Genomic DNA, 19,388 nt, shown 5'->3' with positions numbered 1-19,388 from the left:
ACTACTTTAGTGTTTGATTTTTGTAATAATTTTTTTTACTAAAGAGATAACAAGCAAACGCTCTTCTTTTTCTAATCCCACAAGATAGATAAATAGTAAAATGGAAATAGAACTACATAGACCTGTTGATATGAATAACAACCATGGCGACTGATTGGATAAAGTTACAATGTAAGTGATTATTCCCGCCGGTATAGTAACATATATTATTCGAAGAATAACTAGTCTTAAAAAAGGTTTGATCGGGAAGGAAAAGAGTAATTTTCCAAACCATGTACGGACTCCTATGGATATACAAGTGAAGAATATGGAAACCCAAAGTACAGTAGTGGCACCGAATCCCTGTTTTAAAAGCAGGATGGAAATACCTAAAGGAATGATCAGTAATGATCCTACGACAATTTGGTAAAATTTAATTTTTCCGGTCGCCATTAGTCCAGTGATCATAGGTCCTGATAGTGAATCCATTAATGCTTCTATGATAACCAGTTGAGTGAAAATGACTGTATAGTCAGGTACTTGTACCAGCCATAGATGTAAGATGAAATTTGTTTGAAAAAGAACAGGTAGCGATAAGAATAGCAGTAAGAAAAATGAATATTTGGAGCTCTGTAAAATCAGTCTGATCATTTTTTCTTGTTTATTTTCTGCATACTTTTTTGTGATTTGAGGATTGAAAGCCATCTGAACGTTACCGACAAAATTTTTTATAGCATTGGTTACCTGGAATGCAATGCCATATGCCGCATTTACGACAGGTCCGAAAAACAAGTTCAATACAACGTTGCTTCCCTGATTTTTGATGATCCAGGCAACACTGCCGAATAAATTCCATCCTGCAAAAGACATGATTTGTCTGAATAGGCTTTTATACCAATAAAAACGAATACGACATTCTTCGAAGTGATTGGAGCAATAGAATATATAAATGCTGGTAGAAATACTGGTCTGAATCAACAGAAGGAAACCGTATAAAATAAGCCGGTCTCCATTAAACCATGAAATTGTATAGGCGATAAATAATTTAGTCAGAACATCAAAAATAGACATGTAAGCATAAATATTCATCTTTTCATGTGCTATAAGCAGTGCGTTGAAAGGTACTTGTATGATTGTTAGAGCCATTGATAACATGCTGAACTGAAAAATCCAGTTGGCTGCAGTTAAGCGATCAAGAGGCACATTAAGTTTATTGTTTACAAACCAGACACCAACAGACTCTGCTATTGTTAAAAGGAATATTGCTATGCAACAATGTATTATGAATGAGGTACTGAAAATGCGTTTTAACTCTTCCCTATCGCCAGTCCCTAAAGTGAAACTTAGGTAACGTTGGGTTGCTGTGGACATAGAGGCATTGAGAAAAGAAAACATTGTTATTATTCCAGCAACAACATTTTGTATTCCATAATCCACAATACCTAAAGACGCTAATATGACTCTTGATGTATATAACGTTGTAAGAAGTAAAAAGAGCATTCTTACATAGAGCATACCCGCATTTTTAGCAATACGTTTATTATCTGAAGATAACATATATCTTTTTAATGTGTTTTTTTATAAGATGATCTATATTCGCTAATCTGAAACTACTCTCTAATGAGAATAAACGAGATAAGCAACGAAATATTCTAATCCGAATAGTTTTTCTTTTGGGATTACGTAGCTGATCATTTCCTTCTTCTGGTTCTTTAATGCCTCTTTCAAACAAAAAAAGAGAATTATTTAAGCTGTTGATGAAATTCATGCCTTTTTTCGTACAAGGCAATAGCACTGAGACGCCGAATGGATGTGAAACAGTGAATGGCGTTTTTTCCCCTAATCCCCAAAAATCCCCAATCGTAATATCTGTACAACGGTTGATTTGAGCAAATTTACATTGATAACAGCTGTCCCGATAGGTAAAGCCGTCCATAAAGGCATTGTAATAAGCATCTTCATAACGTTGTTTCCATAAGTTATTGATATATTTATTATTCTTGCTAGCCAAAGTTAGTATACATTCTGTTCCTTCTCTGAAGCGAACGGTTTCTACTTCATTTTTTGGACAATGTAATTTATTTTCTGCGTGTTGTTCAAGAATTGAAATAGGAGGAACTCCGTGACAGATTAAATCAACAGTTATGAGTTGCTCGTACTCTTTTCTCAAAAAGGATTTTAATCCGGCACATTGACAGGGAGTGCCGATGAATAGCACTTTTTGGTCGCTTTTCAAATCTTTCTGAACGAGTTTATAGCAATCTCCTATTTGACTTTGAACATATTTAGAGCCCTTTAATAAAGGAAGTTTTTCGTGATCGGTCACCCGGATATGATGAATATTTAATCCATCTGCCGTACAACCGTAAACAATACCTCCTTCCTGAATGATTGCTTGTGAAAAAACAGAAGCAGCACCTCCGGATGTACTTGTCTTATAATCATTTTCGTCTTTGCTCCAGGCTGCATATGCTTTTAACGGATAGTGAAAATTGACAGTTTGAACAGCGGGACATATTTGAAAACAAAGACCACATTGGATGCATTTATTATAGTCGATCTCAGGATATATATGTCCTAATTCTCCTTTTCTTTTGTAGATACATTGTTTGGGGCATATATTGAAACAAGCTTCGCATCCGGTACATTGATGCTTGACACAACTAATATCTTTGTTTTTTTTAGAGACACTCATGCTTTTTGTGTTACTGCTTCTATTATTTACAAAATTACGGAAAATAGTTGGTTCTTGCAATTTAGCTTTCAGATAGAATTGGAGGGGATTGGTTTGTTTTATCGGAAAATACGTTTTATCGCTTAATGTATGAATGAGAACTTCTGTGTGCTATATTAATATACGTACCTGTTCCATACAATATAAAGACAGTAGTTTACGTTTTTAATTAAAAAGTGGTTTGCTATTTATTTGTTTTCTTTCTTGTGCAGTAATGTGCTTTTTTATATCTTGCACAAATTTAGGAGAAATAAATGTTGTATAGTAGCCATTTTAAACTAATTTGAAACAAGTTTTAGTTGTCTTAAGCTCAAAAGAAAGACTGAATTATAATGAAACAACGAGATATAAGTGTTGATCTGTTGAAGTTTTTTGCTGTTTTCTTGATTATAAACAGCCATATGGATGATTTGTATCCCAAATTTAAGATGTTAGCAACGGGAGGGGCAATCGGAGATGCATTGTTCCTTTTTTGTTCCGGCTATACCTTGTTGCTGAGTAGCAGGCAATTAAGGTTTGATAATTGGTATAAGCGAAGGATTAATAGAATTTATCCATCCGTATTTGTTTGTGCTTTGATAGGGTGCTTGTTTCAAATGAATGGAACACTGAGTGTTTTGACAATGGGAGGCGGTGAGTTTATTTTGGCTATAATGGCTTATTATATTTTAATTTATGGAATTAACAAGTATCTGAAGAGTTGGGTACCGTCTATATTAGTGTTGACATTTGTGATTTCTCTTGTGGTTTATGTTTTGTTTTATCCTTATAAGTCTGATTTGGGTGAACGGGGAATTTATGGTATTGCTACACTTTTTCGTTGGATACCCTACTTTGGCTATATGATGCTGGGGGCATATCTAGGGCTAAAACGCTCATCCTTGAATTTTAAGCCTGTAACCGATATGTTATTGCTCGTGATTTGTTTGATTTTGTTTTATGGTATCCAGTTAGGAGCGAAGATATATCCGGTTGTTGCTCCTTTTCAGGTTTTGACATTATTTCCTCTATTGGGAATCGTATTTTATTTTTATAAATGGTGTAATGCCGGTTTTTGGAACAAGATATACAATAACAGTAAATGGCATGTAGTCATTATGACTGTTTCGGGATTGTGCCTTGAGTCTTATCTCATACAGTACAGTGTTTTCACAACAAAGATGAATTCTATTTTCCCATTGAATCTTCCATTAATGGTAATCATTGTCTTATTGGCGGCATTTTTATGTAAATGCCTTTCGCGGATATTTCTGCAGACATTCAATGAGAAGGACTATGACTGGAAGGCTGTATTTAAATTGTATTGATTTGGACGGTTTGCAAAATCTCTTGAAATGGAAAAAAAGATTGTAAGAATATTGAATGTAGATATATTGTCTATAACGCAAGACGATTTATTGCCCCGATTGAAAAAAGGTGTTTTGATAACTCCGAACATCGATCATTTGGTCAAATTGCAAAAAAATAAAGCGTTTTACGATGCTTATCAACGAGCGGACTGGGTGATATGTGACAGTAAAATTTTGTATTTGATGTCTAAATTATTAAAGTCTTCATTGCCTCAAGCTATTCCTGGTAGTAGTTTTTTTACGGCATTTTACCAGTATCATAAAAATGACCCCAATTGTAAAATCTTTTTATTGGGAGCAGCTGAAGGGGTGGCATTAAAAGCAAAGGAAGAGATAAATAACAGTCTTGGAAGAGAGATTGTAGTGGGAGCGCATTCGCCTTCCTTTGGTTTTGAGAAGGATGAAGAAGAATGTCATCAAATTGTAGATATTATACGTGAGTCGGGTGCCAATGTTTTGTTGGTTGGTGTGGGAGCTCCTAAACAGGAACTATGGATTGCAAAATATAGAAGTTATTTACCCGAGATAGAGTTGTTTATGGGATTAGGGGCGACGATTGATTTTGAAGCAAAAACATTAAAACGCTCTCCTGTGTTCCTGCAAAAAATAGGATTAGAATGGTTCTATCGTTTTCTGAAAGAACCCAGGCGTTTGTTTAAGCGTTATTTTGTAGATGACATGCTGTTCTTTTATTATTTTGGAAAACAACTGCTACATATCTATAAAGATCCGTTTGATAAGTCTATAAGTGACGATATCTTTACCCGAAATAAAGATTGATTTTGTTATGGAATATTGTAGCATGGAAAAAGGGGAGAAGGGACGTTTCTATTTGGAAAATCTCTACTTGAATAAGTTGCTTTGAAATTTCAAAGCCTCCTGTAAAAAGAAAAAGTTTTTGTGTATATTTACCCGCTATTTAGAAATAATATAGAATAAATCTTTTATAAACATATATGCAGAATTTTATAAATAAGCATTTTTTTGAGTTGTTTTTAATAACTTGGATATTTGGGACGATTTTTTATGTAAAGTTGAAATTAGATTTTATAGATGAGTTGTGTGCTGTTTTGTTGGTAGCAATGTACGCTTTTTATCTATCTAGAACTGAATGGCGTATAAATAAAGTGTTTGTGTATACTCTATTGGTTTTTCTTTTTTATTTAGGGTACTCTTTCTACATAAAAAGTAACACGCCTAAGAGTATGGTGATGGATTTCATTATTCAATTGAAACCCTATTTGGCCTTTTTCTGTGTATATCAGTTAAGTCCGACTTTTACCAAAGTACAAAAAAAATTATTGAAAGATACTGCTTGTCTATTGTGGGTAGTTTTGTGTGTGATAGGCTTTCCTAGTCTGTTTATTCAGGATATGTTGGTATATGCAATTGGTCATCAGGCCGTTTTTGCAGGAGCTGTTATCGCCACATCATTGATTTATCTCTATTGTAGTGACTATACTTTAAAGGATAAAGTGGTATTTATATTGATGTTGTCATTAGGCTTTTTATCCGGACGGTCTAAATTTTATGGTTTTTGGGCCTGCTCTGTGATTCTTGTATTCTATTTTAGTTCTCCTGAAAAGCTGAAATTGAACATGAAGAATATGATTATTTTTATTTGCACACTGGCTTTGGTTCTTGTAGTTGCTTGGCAGAAGATTGATGTTTATTTTGTGCAAGGGATAACAGGAGAGGAAGAAAAAGATGAAATGGCCCGGTTGGCTCTTTATGCTACTTCGATTTCCATTTTTGAAGATTATATGCCTTTCGGCAGTGGCTTGGCAAGCTTTGCTACACATGCGTCAAGTGTGGATTATTCTCCTATCTATTCAGAGTATAGTATTGATGGAATTTGGGGGTTAAGTAAAAGTTATAATAAGTTTATTACGGATACGTTCTATCCTTCATTAGCTCAGTTTGGTGTAGTCGGGGTTTTCTTGTATGTTTTGTTTTGGATCTATATATTGAGAAAGGCATTTCGATATTTTCAAAAAAAGAATAGTACGCGACTAGTGGTTATGTCCTTGCTTATTATTGGATTTCTGGCGATAGAAAATGTCGCAGATGCTACCTTAACTAGTAGTAGAGGGTTGTTTATGATGATGTTTCTCGGTTTGATAATGTCAGAAGATAAGAATACATCTGTTGAAGGTCCGAATGATCCAGCTAAAGTGCCGATAAATTAGTATATAGCATGAATAAGATTCTGTATTACCAAAACAGAATCTTATTCATAATCTTTTCGTGTTACACACATGTTTTATTTTTTTCTTTACTTAAGGAGCATCCGCAGCATCCCTGGCATGCTGAAGGAGCATGTTTGCTTCTTGTGAATAGATTGTATATTTTCCTTCCAATGTATATTATGGTTAGCAGGGCTATTATGCCTATAGCTATATTTTGCCACATAAGAATACCTCCTAATTTATCAAATTAATAATCAAACTCCCCGTCTGATAAACCACAAACGAAACGATCCATGCTAAAACGCATGTATATACGATAACGAATATACCCCACTTCCATGATCCCGACTCATTCACAATTGCTGAAATGGTTGCGATGCACGGGAAGTAGATGAGAACAAACAGCATCAGGCTCAAAGCTATCAGAGGGGTAAATACCGGATTACCTTCTTCATCCAAATCCTGTTTTATACGTTCGGACAAAGCCTGGCTGTCTTCTTCTTCACCGGTATATAGTACACTTAGCGTGCTGACAACAACCTCTTTGGCTGCCATACCGGTCAATAGGCTGACACTCATTTTCCAATCGAATCCTAACGGATGAAGAACCGGCTGGATTGTTTGTCCTATCGTACCGATATAGGAGTTCTTTTGATGCTCCATATTCTTTAACCGTTCCAGCTCTGCAATTGTTTCCGTTTTTTCTTTAGAATCCAGTTCTGCATTTTCAACTTCTGCTATTTGCTGGTCGAATGCATCTCCCATTTCATTATGACGGGGGAAATAGCCCAGGAACCAAATGATAATGGAAGCAACCAGGATGACACCTCCCATTTTGTGAAGATACTGCTTGGCTTTTTCCCACATATGGATCATGATCGACTTAGCCGTAGGCATGCGGTAGGGGGGAAGCTCCATCACAAAGGGAACATCTTCTTCATTAAACAGGAAACGCTTGAATAACCTTGCCATTACAACCGCCAGCAGGATACCGCAAACGTATAACGACAGGAGAATGAAACTGGCATTATTGGGGAAAAATGCACCTGCCAGTAAAACGTATACCGGCAAACGCGCACTACAGCTCATCAACGGATTGATCAGCATCGTGATCATCCGGCTATTACGGCTTTCGATTGTACGCGATGCCATAATGGCCGGCACATTACAACCGAATCCCATCACCAAAGGGATAAATGATTTACCGTGAAGTCCCATTTTATGCATGATCTTATCCATGATAAAGGCTGCACGTGCCATATATCCGGAGTCTTCCATGAAGGAGATGAACAGATATAATATCAGGATATTGGGGAGGAAGACGATAACGCCGCCGACTCCACCGATAATACCGTCAACCAGCAAATCTTTCAGCGGTCCTTCACTCATATTCCCCCGTACGAAGTTCCCTATCCAGCCGACCAGTTCTTCGATCCATTCCATAGGATATGCTCCCAAACGGAATGTCGTCTCGAACATGATCCACATGAAAAGGATGAATATGGGAAATCCCAACACCTTATGTGTCACGAATAAATCTATGATCTGAGTACTGGTAGCTTCTTTTATTTTATTCTGTTCATAGGTCTCCCGCAAAGCACCGGAGATAAACCCATAACGGGCATTCGTAAATGCGGTTTCAGAATCTTCCAGTAATAATTCTTCTATTTTGACGACATTACGGTCGCGTTCTTCCAGGATAGTGTCAGAACCCGGTAATGTCCGGATAAATTTCTCTATTTCAGGATCTCCTTCCAGCAGCTTGATGGACAGGTAACGTTTGGATAAGCTTTTGGCTACATTACCATTTTCTTTGATGGCACTGCGGACATTTTTAATTCCTTTTTCAAGAACCTCTCCGTAATTTATATGGATATGACGAATAACGGGATCTTCTTCTTCATATACTTTTATGACCCGCTGGAAAAGATCTTCAATACCAAAACCAGTCCGGCTGATAGTCGGGACGATCGGAGTACCGATCATTTGCGAAAGAGACTTATAATCAAATTTATTGCCGGACCGCTCCAGTTCGTCATACATGTTTAATGCTATTACGGACCGGATATCCATGTCGATAAGCTGGCAGGTCAGATACAGATTTCGTTCCAGGTTGGATGCATCGACCACATTGATCACGACATCCGGCTGTTCTTCGCTGATATGCTTACGTACGTAAAGTTCCTCCGGAGTATAAGCCGAGAGTGAATAAGTTCCGGGCAGATCGACAATGCGGAACGTATAGCCATCTTGTTGGAAAGTACCTTCTTTGGCATCGACGGTTACCCCGCTATAGTTCCCCACATGTTCATGGGCACCGGAGGCGAAGTTGAACAGGGATGTTTTCCCGCAATTCGGATTTCCGACCAAGGCAACGTTAATCGTTTTTCCCCGATGTATGGCGATTGCCTGTAAATCTTCGGTAGAAGGCTGTATATAGGAGTCCGCGGAACGGGTTTCGTCTGGTTGGGACATTTGTGCTTTAGCATATTCGGCAGAGCTGACCACTTCGATCATCGCCGCGTCATTTCGCCGTAAGGAGACATCGTATCCCATTACACGATAATGAATAGGATCTTTAAGTGGCGCATTTTGTATAACGTCCACCTCTTTTCCCCTGATAAATCCCATCTCGATAATGCGTTTGCGGAAAGCTCCGCGTCCCATTACCTTAACAATAACACCTTTCTCGCCGGTATGAAGCTCTGATAATCTCATTTTTTCAAAAATCTTCCGCAAAGGTATATTTTAATGGTTGCATAACCAATACCTAACTTTAGGTATTCTGCGCGACAGTATTTAAAAACTTCTGCAAGCATTGTCCCCGCGAGGAGATGTGTCGAATCGGATGTTATTTCTGAATGTTTTGTATCTTTGAAGTCTGAAAATAACAAATCCGGGGGATATATGTTGAACAGAGTGATAATCGGCCTTGGTTCTAACTTGGATAAAGAGAAGAACATGGCAGCAGCCGTCCGGCTGTTAGAGGACTGTTTTGTCTCGATCCGTTTTTCCGCAGCCGTTTATACCGAGCCGGTAGGCATGAATAACCCAGCCCTTTTCCTGAATCGGGTGGCAGTCGCTTTTACTTCGGAAGAGCCGGACAGGCTGGTCGCGGCTTTCAAACAAACGGAAAGGACGTTAGGACGGACGACGAACGGTAAATCGGAAGGGATTATTCCTATCGACATCGACCTGCTTCAATGGAACGACCTTATTCTGAAGCCGGAAGATCTTCAACGGGAGTATGTAAAAGCCGGAATCCGTTTCCTGCAGGAGGTCGAATCCGGTGGTCATGAAAAATATAAACCGAATAAATAAATTGTATGGCTAAATACGTTGCACTTGTCCTGTTTCTGGTATTGAAGTTCTTTACATTAGATAATTGTTTTTTCTGGGATAATGTAGCCGGTTATTCAATGCCCGCCAGTTATTTACTGGAACACGGCCTTTTCTCTTTTGTCTATCCGGTTAATTATGTCTCGGAACCACCTTTGGCACATATGTATCTGGCTGTATTATGGACTCTGTTAGGAAAAAATCTACTGGTGGCCCATTTATCTGTCACCTTATTCTCGGTAGGTGTCATTTGGCAGGTCTGGCGTCTGTGTGAAAAGCTGAATACAAAATATACACCTTATATCTTTTTGCTGGCAGTATTGGAACCAACGCTTTCTACCCAACTGATTCTCATTTCTCCTGATGTTATCTTGTGCTTTTTTGCCTTGTTAAGTATAAACTTGCTCCTAGAGAATAAGAGAGGCTGGCTGGCAGTGTCCGCATGTTGCTTGGGACTGGTCAGTATCCGTGGATTTGTTGTTTGTGCCGGACTGGGACTGGGGTACCTGGTTATCGCGAAAGTGATCGAAAAAAAATCTTTCAAGGAGGCGTTTGTCTATGTTTTCCCTTCTTTTATTCCGGTTTTACTGGCTTTAGGTGCATGGTTTCTTTACCGGAAACTGGAAACCGGATATTTTCTGTATCAGCCGGGATTCGAATATCAGGAACATCGTGAATTGGCAAGCCTGAGCCATATCATTAAGAATATAGCGAGCTTGGCAATACGAATGCTCGATTCGGGGAGGATCATTGTCTGGCTGTTTTTGCTGGTGGCTATAATAAAGATGGGTATAAAGAATTTTATCGCCTTTGTCGTGCATTCCCGCTTGAGTATTATTTACCTGAGTGTGCTATTCACTTTGTTTTTGGTAACAATTCCCGTGACGAATCCTTTTGGTGATCGCTATTTTATCGTATTATATATCCTGTTGGCATTGATAACCGCCCAGCTATTGTCGAAAGTGTATGAGGCAAGGAAAATCCGGATCGTTTTTGTGGGGATGCTTCTGGTATTGGTCAGCGGCAACTTTTGGGTTTATTCCGAGAAAATGTCTAAAGCATGGGATAGTGTCCTTTGCCACCTGCCTTGTTATTCGTTACGGCAGGAAATGATCACATATCTTGAAGACCAGCATATAGACGTGAATGATGTTTCTGCTTCATTTCCTCTGAACGCTCCCTTTGCGGATCTGGATATAAATGAGGATAAGCGTCAGTTTACTCCTGTCGACTGGGACAAGAGCCGGTATATCATCTATTCAAACCTGTATAATTGGGATGATGAATCTATCAATGCCATTCATTCCAAATGGAAACTTCAGAAAGAACTGAAAAGCGGATTGATCTTTCTGAGGCTGTATGTACCATTGGATGAAAAGTGACCGCTCTGCTTATTCCGGATGATAGATCATCTTGTAAAGACGTTCACCCTGCTGTTGGTTTGAAAAGGTAGGGAATAGCCAGTCTTTTCGTTGAGCGATCAGCTCTTTTGTCATCGGTTGCTTCATGAATGTATGGCAGGTCGCTATCAATTCTTCCGGCGTGTCGGCTATGTGACAAAGAGCTTCCAGACCACTGCCTGTAACCATTTGCCGGTTGGCTATCGTATGTCTTCCGCCGAAGAGACTGTTCAGCAATTTAAGTTTCAGACCTGTATCCTGGAAAGTGATCAGCATGTGCACCTGCGCTTCATGGGTGAGGTAATCCATCCGTTCGTTGGAAGGATTTACTTCAACCGTAATGTTCGGATAGGGAGCCGCGGTTTCCAATAATGCCGCAGGAGGATCCATGCCGGCTATGATACAAGGATACTGTAGTTTACAGAAAACATTCTTGATCAGATAGATGGCGGCAATCGAATTTTCCGTGACGGATAATTTTCCGTGATACAATACAAAATCGGATGATCCTGTCCGGACGGTTATCTGGTCGTTCACATGAAAACAGGGCATGTATTCCACCTTTTTCCCTGGGAAGACCTTCCGGAGATAGTCTGTATCGGTAGTCGAAACAGCCAGCATAAGATCGGCATGTCTCAGAATCTCCTGATAACGTTCGAACCGCCAGGCTTCAATTTGGAAGAAGCATTTTTTGATCCGGTTTGTTTCCCCCTTGGCAAGATGGCGGTAATAATCATGTTCGATATTACATGCCCTGTATATTTTCATCCGTCCCTGCAATCGGGGATGGCTGATGTAGTAACAGGTATGTAATCCGTCAAACAGGATCGGGTAGTCATTCTTCAGCAGATTATCGAGCAATTCCGGGTCTTTGCGACTAAAGACATTGTAGGGTAACCAGGTTATATTGGATAAAAACCCTGTTTTACGCTTGTAATAATATACTTTTTCGCACAAGGAAGCTAACTCTTTGGCATGAGGACGTTCGTACTCAAAACAGTGCAGAATGATTTTTACCCCGCACTTGTGTAAAGCCCGCATTTTGTAATACACATCGATCACTCCGCCATAATTGGCAGGCCAGGGAATATTGAACGATACTATATTGATGTATTTATCCATGAATTTGAGCCTTTTCGAAGATTTCTATAAATTGCTTTGCCTGTTCTTTCCGCGAGAAACGGATCAGTTTGTCCTTTTTTATGGAAGAAGAAGCATATCCTTTTTCTTTCCACTCCAGATAATACGATTTAAGGAAATCGCATACCTCATTTACATTCGTTGCGGCAAGTCCGGCATTTGTCTCTTTGATCGCTTCAGCCAAATGGCTTTCGTCGCTCCGTACGCAGAGTATCGGCTTCTCGACAGCCAGCGATTCGAAAAACTTGGTTGTCATGATGCCTTTGGGACCGGAATCGGTGGCACGGTTTGTCAACAATAATAAAACAGAGCTGCTGTTTAATACGGAAGGAATATCCGATGCCGGAACGTATCCTTTAAAGTCCATGTAAGGAAGGACGTTCTGTTTCTCAGCTTCTTCCGTAATGATTTTCCAGGATGCTTCGTCGACATACCAATACACCCGGCAATCCTTGACGGTCAATACCTTTTCTTCAGACAAGATCCGTAATGCTTCCAGGAATAACCCGGGATCACGCATCGCTGTACTCAGCAACCGTCCCGTATAGGTGATGATGAATTGATCCGTCTTTCTCTGTTCCGGATAAAACAACTCAGAGTCAAACCCATTATAGATCAGTTCAACGTTCGGATTATATTGTTTCAGCATGTTCACATGCCAGGGAGAGATTGTTGTTACAAAATCAGCCTGCCTTAACACCCGGTTTCTATCCCTGAGACTTTTCCGTTTAAAGACTGAAACAAACAATTTGTTTAATCCCAGGAAAGAAGGGAGCGGGTGAGATATAAATTCATTTCCGGTATATTGTTCGATGATATCCCGCAGGTCGACAACTAAAGGCAGTTGATGTTTTCGGGCTACCTTGCGTGCTGCCGGCAAGGGAAATGTCCGGAAGCTGCTGCATAAAACCAGATCGAACTTATTTTTTTTGACCAGCTTTTCCGCCTCTTTATACATACGGATATCCTTATATCCGAAACAAAGATCGAGTAAAAGCGTGCTGAGCCATTGCAACTTTCGGGTAAAGCGCCCTTTGGCTGTATAATAATTCACATATGCGACTTCACATTTATTTGCCAGGAATGTAAACGTATTTTCTTCTACGGCTTCCGTCAGAACAACCGGTTCCCATCCGTAACTTCCGAGATATTTGCATAGATATCCCATGCGCGGACCGAAAGCCGGTGGAAAAAGATCGCAGATGATCAGTACTTTCTTCATAGCAGATTGATAATGTTTTTTGAAGCACTTCCTGTTCCGTATTCCAGGATTTCTTTTCTTTCCGGCCGCTTCTCGAGACAATGCAGGATATTCTCTTTTTTATATCCGGCAATCTGGTTCCAGCCGGCTTCAACCGTCTCTACCCATTCTGTCTCATCCCGTAATGTTATACAGGGAGTGTGATGGAAATATGCCTCTTTTTGTACGCCGCCCGAATCTGTCAGGATCGTTGCCGCATGTTTTTCCAGCATGACCATATCCAGGAAACTGATCGGAGGAATGATCCGTATCCCTTCGTGACTTTCCAATGAATGTAACAGACCTTGCTTTTCCAGACAATTTCGTGTACGGGGATGAAGGGGTAAAACAGTCGGGCAGGAAAGGGACGATATTTCTTTGATTGCATCGACGATACCGGATATCCTTTCCGGACTATCCGTGTTCTCTGCCCTGTGTACCGTACATATTCTGAACTCTTTGCTGGTCAGCTTCAGCCGGTCGAGCATATCGGAGGAAGTGTCAGCCAATTTGCCGAAAGTCAATGCGGCATCATACATGACATCCCCGACATGGTGAACTCCCTCTTGTATCCCTTCGTTAGCCAAATGCCTGACGGCGGCGAAAGTCGGGCAACACAAGATCGTTGCCATATGGTCGGTCAGGATGCGATTGATCTCTTCCGGCATCTGCTTGTTGAAACTACGAAGTCCGGCTTCTACATGAACTACCGGTATATGAAGTTTGGAAGCAGCCAATGCACCTGCCAGTGTCGAGTTCGTGTCACCGTAAACCAACACATAATCGGGTAAAGTATCCAGTAATATTTTTTCTATTTCGATGAGCATACGACCGGTCATCTCTCCATGCGTCCCGTTCCCGCATTGCAGTTGCCAGGCGGGCTGGGGGATTCCCATGCTATTGAAAAAGATGTCGCTCATATTGGTATCATAATGCTGCCCCGTATGAAGAAGCAGTTCCTCATACGGCGTTTCATTCTTTTTGTTGTATTCATGAATCGCCCGGCTAACCATGGCAGCCTTGACGAATTGGGGCCTGGCTCCGACAATAGTGACAATTTTCATTTCTTTGCGAGTTCGTTTAATAAATGGCTGTAGAGTTTGCGTAAATAACTATCAGTGCTTTCTTGGGCACTGGTGTTATGCCATAAGAGTGTCAGTTCTCCGCCGGCATTTTTCACTTGTTCGGCAAGGTTCAGGCTATATGCCTGTGCTTCTTCGTAATTCAATCCCATATATTTCTTTTCTTCTAAAGAACAATCCATGACCGTGAGCGGGTGCAGCAGGATGGAAGACAAACGGCGGCTGACCGGATTGATCCAGCGCACCGGATAACTGGTGCCTAACCTGAATCCGGCAACATCGGCATATCCCATCGTAAAATCATCCGTTATACCGGCTGCTTCCAGTTGAGTCATATCTTCCGGTTCACGGCTGGAAAGGAAATGGTGACGGTTCAGGCGGATGCTTTTTCCGGTATGCTCTTCCAGTACGGCTTTCTCTTTTTTTATCAGGTCCGGTGACAGACCTGCCTGGTAGCTGGCGTGCAGTCCGATAGCCATATCATTGCTGTAAACAGACTCCAATAACTGGCCTATGTCTTTGCTGCGCAGGCTGTAACGAGGTTTGTCCTGTTTGGTTTTGCCTCCGCTGCGGATAAAAAGGATCGCCTGGCAAATATCTTTGCCAACCTGTTCCCGTAATACGTTATTTTGTTCAAACAGCCAGGGAAATGTATAGTACGGATCCTCTTCCAACGGTCCGTATTTCCCTTGTACGGATTGCAGGATGCCTCTTTTATCCCGAACCGAGCGGATAACTCCTTTCCATGTACGGTAAAGAGTGGGCATGTCCAGGTCGTGAGTCAGGTAAATATGCTGTATTTCTTTCTTTACATCCGGTATGCGGAGACCGTATTGCTGCAACCATTTGCGCAGGAGCAAGCGGTATTCGTCGACGATCGGGCGGTGAAGGAACCCTGCCCGATAGGGAAGAGATTGCTTTCCGGGGAAACGTCCGTGTTCATCCCTGACGTTCCGTTGTATAATTTCCTCATAGCGGGTGATAAGAAAGTACGTGCTGGCAATGATATCCGCATGGATCACCAGTGTTTCGCCAACCAACTCCACCAAAGGCGAGCCGAACAGGAGAGGAGTCCCTTCGATTTCCTGCAAGGGTAATTCCGGAAGGGAAGAAGCTGTGCCGTATACACGGCTGGAAAAGAATCCGGAAGGTATGATCACGATACTATAACGCTCAAAATGTTTTATGTTATTCGTATATCCGATAGCAGCAACAATTTCCCCGGGAATATCCTCTCCGAGAAGGAAGCGTATTATATAATGTAAAGCGTGATTGTTCATATCCGTTCCTTTATCTTAAGCCAGGCTCTATGTAATAAACTGAGATTTCCTTTTGTTATTGTGAAGAAAGGTGCCTGAATTGCCCCGAATTCACGAAAAAAGCGTTCAACACCCGGAATCATGGAACCTTCGAAGTCGAATGTCGTAGTGTATCGGGAGGCATAACGGATACACTCCCAAAGGAGCAGGCTGTGAGCTCCCGAAGCCCGTAATGCCGGATCGCCTCCTCCGGCGAGGTAATAAGCGCAGCTTTCCTGCCAGGCGATGAAAGCGACTGCGTGTAGTTGTCCTTTGTCGTCATAGGCTCCCCATAAGTCGCCCTGATTGCGTTCGCGGCAGGCTGTGATCAACTGTCTCAGTGTGTCTTGCCTTTTGGGGGCGGCAAGATGCTGACGTTCGAAGGTCAGCGATTGTATCTTCAGGAAATCGACTATGGATATTCCTTTCCGGATGGTGATACCGAATTTCTCTTTGGCTTTTGTAATGTTCCGGCGAATGTTGGGACTCATGTTTTCCCAAAGGACAGGCTCATCCTGTATGGCATTCAACAGATACGTATAACGTGTCGTCTGTTTGTATCCTTCCCAGTAAAAAGGCAGCCAGTCCGTTATCCTGTAATTGAAGTTTTGCAGGAAATGCGGATAAGCCTTTAATGCGTCTGTGAACTCCTTGCATATCGCCTGGCGTTTCCCCAATGTCCGGGTATATTTGGCATCCGGAGGTTCCGGAGCGAACCAGGGACCCATGGTTTGCGTATAGACAGGCATCGATATGATTCCTTGATGGGGAATATACAGAGGCATGGCGGCAAGTATCTTCCCTTTCTCTTCGACCAGCAAGACATCCCATTTCGTTTCTCCGCAGGCTGCATCCAACCACCAGTCGCGTGAAAAAAGAGGCAGGCTGCTTTCATTACTGCACAGGAGGCGATATTTGTCTTTGTTTGTCATGATAGGAAGAGAATTAAATAAAAACTGTGTCAAAAGTTGATATTAGGGAACACAGATTACGCAGACGAAGCGCAGAATCTCGCAGACTTGTTAAAAAAATAAATCTGCGAAAGTCTGCGTTTTCTGCGTAATCTGCGTCCGGTAATAGCTTTCTGATAATCTGCGTAGCTTATCCTTTCAATGCTTCGAATATCAATCCGGATAATTCTTCAGCCAGTTCAGGATTGTCGTTGACGCATTGTTTGGCGGCATCACGTCCTTGTCCCAGTTTTGTATCGTTGTAGCTATACCAGGAACCGCTCTTTTTGATGATGTTCAGTTCTGCACCCAGGTCGATGATCTCTCCCGCCTTGGAAATACCTTCGCCGAACATGATATCAAATTCAGCCTTACGGAAAGGAGGAGCCACCTTGTTCTTCACTACTTTCACGCGAACCTGGTTGCCTTTCACTTCGTCGCCATCCTTCAACGTACCGATCTTACGGATATCCAGACGTACGGAAGCATAGAATTTCAGCGCGTTACCGCCGGTAGTCGTTTCCGGGTTACCGAACATCACACCGATCTTATCACGCAACTGGTTGATAAATATACAAGTCGTGTTTGTCTTATTGATCGCACCGGTCAGCTTACGCAATGCCTGAGACATCAGACGTGCCTGCAGACCCATCTTGCTGTCACCCATATCGCCTTCGATTTCGGCTTTCGGCGTCAATGCCGCAACAGAGTCGATAACGATAATATCCACGGCAGACGAACGGATCAGCTGTTCGGCAATTTCCAATGCCTGCTCACCGTTGTCCGGCTGTGAGATCCATAAGTTTTCCACATCGACACCCAGCTTTTCCGCATAGAAACGGTCGAACGCATGTTCCGCATCGATAAAGGCAGCGATACCGCCCGCTTTTTGTGCTTCGGCAATAGCGTGAATCGCCAGGGTTGTCTTACCGGAAGATTCCGGTCCGTATATCTCGATAACGCGTCCTTTCGGATAACCGCCAACGCCCAAAGCGGCGTTCAGTGCGATAGAACCGGTCGGAACCACTTCGATTGCTTCTATACTTTCGTCACCCAACTTCATGATAGAACCTTTTCCGTAGTTCTTCTCAATCTTGTCCATTGCTGCACGCAATGCTTTTAACTTGTCGGCATTTACAGCCGGTTTACCTTCCGGGGTTTTTCCCTCTTCGAATAAATTGTCTTCTTTTGCCATCCCTTTTATGAATTAAGGATTTGATTAGCATGGTCTTTTGTCTTCACCTCTTTCGGACCGATTATCTTTTCGATGACACCGTCTTCGTTGATAATAAAGGTGGTACGGAGAGTCCCCATGTATGAACGTCCGTACAGTTTCTTTTCCGCCCATACGCCAAAGGCTTGTTGCAGGGCTGTGTCCGTGTCAGCGATCAGGTTGAAAGGCAGGTTCTGCTTCGCAATGAATCCCTGGTGGGATTTTGCGCTGTCTTTACTTACCCCGACCACTTCGTAACCGGCTGCCTGTAGCTCCTGGTAACCGTCACGCAGGCTGCAGGCTTCTGCCGTGCAACCGCTTGTGTTGTCTTTCGGGTAAAAGTAAAGCGCTAGCTTCTTACCTCTGAAATCGCTGAGTTTTATTTCATTTCCGTTCTGATCAGTCCCCAACACTTCGGGGGCTTTGTCTCCAACTTGTAATGCCATATTATTCAGTTTATTTAATGTTATAATTCATCTTACGCGTCACTACCACTTTCCGGTGGTTGCCTCCTTTCAGTACTTTGCCGAACAGTTTCCTGCCCAGGTGTACCCTGGATGCATACGATTCGAATGTCTCTGTCCGGTAATCGAAATCATCTTTCCAACAGCCTTGGGGAGAGACGTAGCAGTAAGTAGCCTTTTCAATGCCGTCGTCCTCGACTTCGTCATTTTCGAGTATGATAAGATTCTGTTTCTGAGGAACCAGGCAAACAATATTTCTACGTTTGCATTCTTCTATCAACGGGACTAATATCGTATCATACTTCTCGTAAATCTGTGTAAGGTCGAAATCCTGGTATTCGGTATTCCCGATCTTCTGGATGGGCCTTAGCTGGAGAATGTCCATTTCATCCCCGATCACCTCCCAGATACGGCTTAACTCATTCAGATTCCTGTTGTTGATCGTATAGTTTATACGTAATTTGAATGCCGGATATTTCTTTTTTATTTCAGCAATATCAGCCAGTAACTCCTGGAACCGGTCAAACTTGCCGTTTGCCATCAGGTATTCATAAGTCTCCCGTGTGACCCCGTGCGCCGATAATGTCAGTTCGTCGAGCCCGGCTTCGATTGCCTCCGTCAATAACTCCCTGGTCAATAAAGCTCCGTTTGAAGTTATTGAGATGTAAGGAACATTGTATTTTTTACCCAGCGAAATGACTTTTACCAGGTCTTTATATAATGTAGGCTCCGCCCCGCAGCCAATCTGAAGCTTCAATGCCCGGTGAAACAAACGGCCGGCAATAGTTTCTATATCTTCATATCCCAGGATACCACGGTAGGTCTTTCTTTTTTCTTCATCGCTGAAATAACACATCTTGCACCTGTAGTTGCAAGCCAGTACCGGATCGAGGAAAATGCCGATGTACCTTTTACCCAGCAGGTGAAAGGCCCAAATGCCTAACAGCTTGATCCTTCTGCTTTTGATACGTGTGCTAAGACGCAGTATCCTGTAGATATTACTCATTATTC

16 protein-coding genes are annotated in these 19,388 nt (G+C 41.8%); 5 read left to right on the top strand and 11 right to left on the bottom strand.

Translation table 11 applies throughout. The annotated features are described in order from the left end of the window. Positions 1-6 precede the first annotated feature (6 nt). Complete coding sequence (locus DXD68_RS16910) at positions 7-1,536, bottom strand: oligosaccharide flippase family protein (protein WP_122362694.1); 1,530 nt, start codon at positions 1,534-1,536, stop codon at positions 7-9. Beyond that, positions 1,520-2,674 carry a Coenzyme F420 hydrogenase/dehydrogenase, beta subunit C-terminal domain gene (locus tag DXD68_RS16905; RefSeq protein ID WP_122362693.1) on the bottom strand — a complete coding sequence of 385 codons (1,155 nt, stop codon included), beginning with the start codon at positions 2,672-2,674 and terminating at the stop codon, positions 1,520-1,522. The genes DXD68_RS16910 and DXD68_RS16905 overlap by 17 nt, the downstream gene beginning before the upstream one ends. A gap of 371 nt (positions 2,675-3,045) precedes the next feature. Between DXD68_RS16905 and DXD68_RS16900 the strand changes: the two genes are divergently transcribed. From DXD68_RS16900 to DXD68_RS16890, 3 genes are all read left to right on the top strand, one after another. After that, a complete protein-coding gene (locus DXD68_RS16900; RefSeq protein WP_122362692.1) occupies positions 3,046-4,020 on the top strand; it encodes an acyltransferase family protein in 975 nt (324 codons plus the stop codon). Positions 4,021-4,047: 27 nt separating this feature from the next. Next, positions 4,048-4,842 carry a WecB/TagA/CpsF family glycosyltransferase gene (locus tag DXD68_RS16895; protein WP_122362691.1) on the top strand — a complete coding sequence of 265 codons (795 nt, stop codon included), beginning with the start codon at positions 4,048-4,050 and terminating at the stop codon, positions 4,840-4,842. Between the two features lie 176 nt (positions 4,843-5,018). Next, on the top strand, positions 5,019-6,251 hold the full coding sequence (locus DXD68_RS16890; RefSeq protein WP_122362690.1) for an O-antigen ligase domain-containing protein: 1,233 nt from the start codon (positions 5,019-5,021) through the stop codon (positions 6,249-6,251). 234 nt (positions 6,252-6,485) lie between these two features. Here the strand turns inward: DXD68_RS16890 and feoB are convergent, their stop codons facing one another. After that, the gene (gene feoB, locus DXD68_RS16880; protein WP_122362688.1) at positions 6,486-8,969 is read right to left on the bottom strand and encodes a ferrous iron transport protein B; all 2,484 of its coding nucleotides are present in this window, start codon (positions 8,967-8,969) and stop codon (positions 6,486-6,488) included. A 189-nt stretch (positions 8,970-9,158) separates the two neighbouring features. Between feoB and DXD68_RS16875 the strand changes: the two genes are divergently transcribed. Beyond that, positions 9,159-9,572, top strand: a complete 414-nt coding sequence (locus tag DXD68_RS16875; protein WP_122362687.1) for a 2-amino-4-hydroxy-6-hydroxymethyldihydropteridine diphosphokinase — start codon at positions 9,159-9,161, stop codon at positions 9,570-9,572. Between the two features lie 5 nt (positions 9,573-9,577). Further along, positions 9,578-10,972, top strand: a complete 1,395-nt coding sequence (locus DXD68_RS16870) for an ArnT family glycosyltransferase (RefSeq protein WP_122362686.1) — start codon at positions 9,578-9,580, stop codon at positions 10,970-10,972. 9 nt (positions 10,973-10,981) lie between these two features. Here the strand turns inward: DXD68_RS16870 and DXD68_RS16865 are convergent, their stop codons facing one another. From DXD68_RS16865 to DXD68_RS16830, 8 genes are all read right to left on the bottom strand, one after another. Then, complete coding sequence (locus DXD68_RS16865) at positions 10,982-12,112, bottom strand: glycosyltransferase (protein WP_122362685.1); 1,131 nt, start codon at positions 12,110-12,112, stop codon at positions 10,982-10,984. Next, complete coding sequence (locus DXD68_RS16860; protein WP_122362684.1) at positions 12,105-13,352, bottom strand: glycosyltransferase; 1,248 nt, start codon at positions 13,350-13,352, stop codon at positions 12,105-12,107. The genes DXD68_RS16865 and DXD68_RS16860 overlap by 8 nt, the downstream gene beginning before the upstream one ends. Then, on the bottom strand, positions 13,349-14,434 hold the full coding sequence (gene wecB, locus DXD68_RS16855; protein WP_122362683.1) for a non-hydrolyzing UDP-N-acetylglucosamine 2-epimerase: 1,086 nt from the start codon (positions 14,432-14,434) through the stop codon (positions 13,349-13,351). Before wecB ends, DXD68_RS16860 begins: the two co-directional genes overlap by 4 nt. After that, complete coding sequence (locus DXD68_RS16850; RefSeq protein WP_122362682.1) at positions 14,431-15,732, bottom strand: polysaccharide deacetylase family protein; 1,302 nt, start codon at positions 15,730-15,732, stop codon at positions 14,431-14,433. The genes wecB and DXD68_RS16850 overlap by 4 nt, the downstream gene beginning before the upstream one ends. Next, a complete protein-coding gene (locus tag DXD68_RS16845) occupies positions 15,729-16,682 on the bottom strand; it encodes a GNAT family N-acetyltransferase (protein WP_122362681.1) in 954 nt (317 codons plus the stop codon). The genes DXD68_RS16850 and DXD68_RS16845 overlap by 4 nt, the downstream gene beginning before the upstream one ends. A 169-nt stretch (positions 16,683-16,851) precedes the next feature. Then, positions 16,852-17,895 carry a recombinase RecA gene (recA, locus tag DXD68_RS16840; RefSeq protein WP_122362680.1) on the bottom strand — a complete coding sequence of 348 codons (1,044 nt, stop codon included), beginning with the start codon at positions 17,893-17,895 and terminating at the stop codon, positions 16,852-16,854. A gap of 5 nt (positions 17,896-17,900) precedes the next feature. Next, the gene (gene bcp / locus DXD68_RS16835) at positions 17,901-18,359 is read right to left on the bottom strand and encodes a thioredoxin-dependent thiol peroxidase (protein ID WP_122362679.1); all 459 of its coding nucleotides are present in this window, start codon (positions 18,357-18,359) and stop codon (positions 17,901-17,903) included. Positions 18,360-18,369: 10 nt separating this feature from the next. Then, a complete protein-coding gene (locus DXD68_RS16830) occupies positions 18,370-19,383 on the bottom strand; it encodes a radical SAM protein (RefSeq protein WP_233577200.1) in 1,014 nt (337 codons plus the stop codon). Between the last annotated feature and the right edge of the window lie 5 nt (positions 19,384-19,388).

Source organism: Parabacteroides sp. TM07-1AC (assembly GCF_003480915.1).
In the GTDB taxonomy this organism is placed as follows: domain Bacteria; phylum Bacteroidota; class Bacteroidia; order Bacteroidales; family Tannerellaceae; genus Parabacteroides; species Parabacteroides chongii.
Note: the sequence above shows the minus strand (reverse complement) of the source record. Positions and strands in the feature narration are given on the sequence as shown.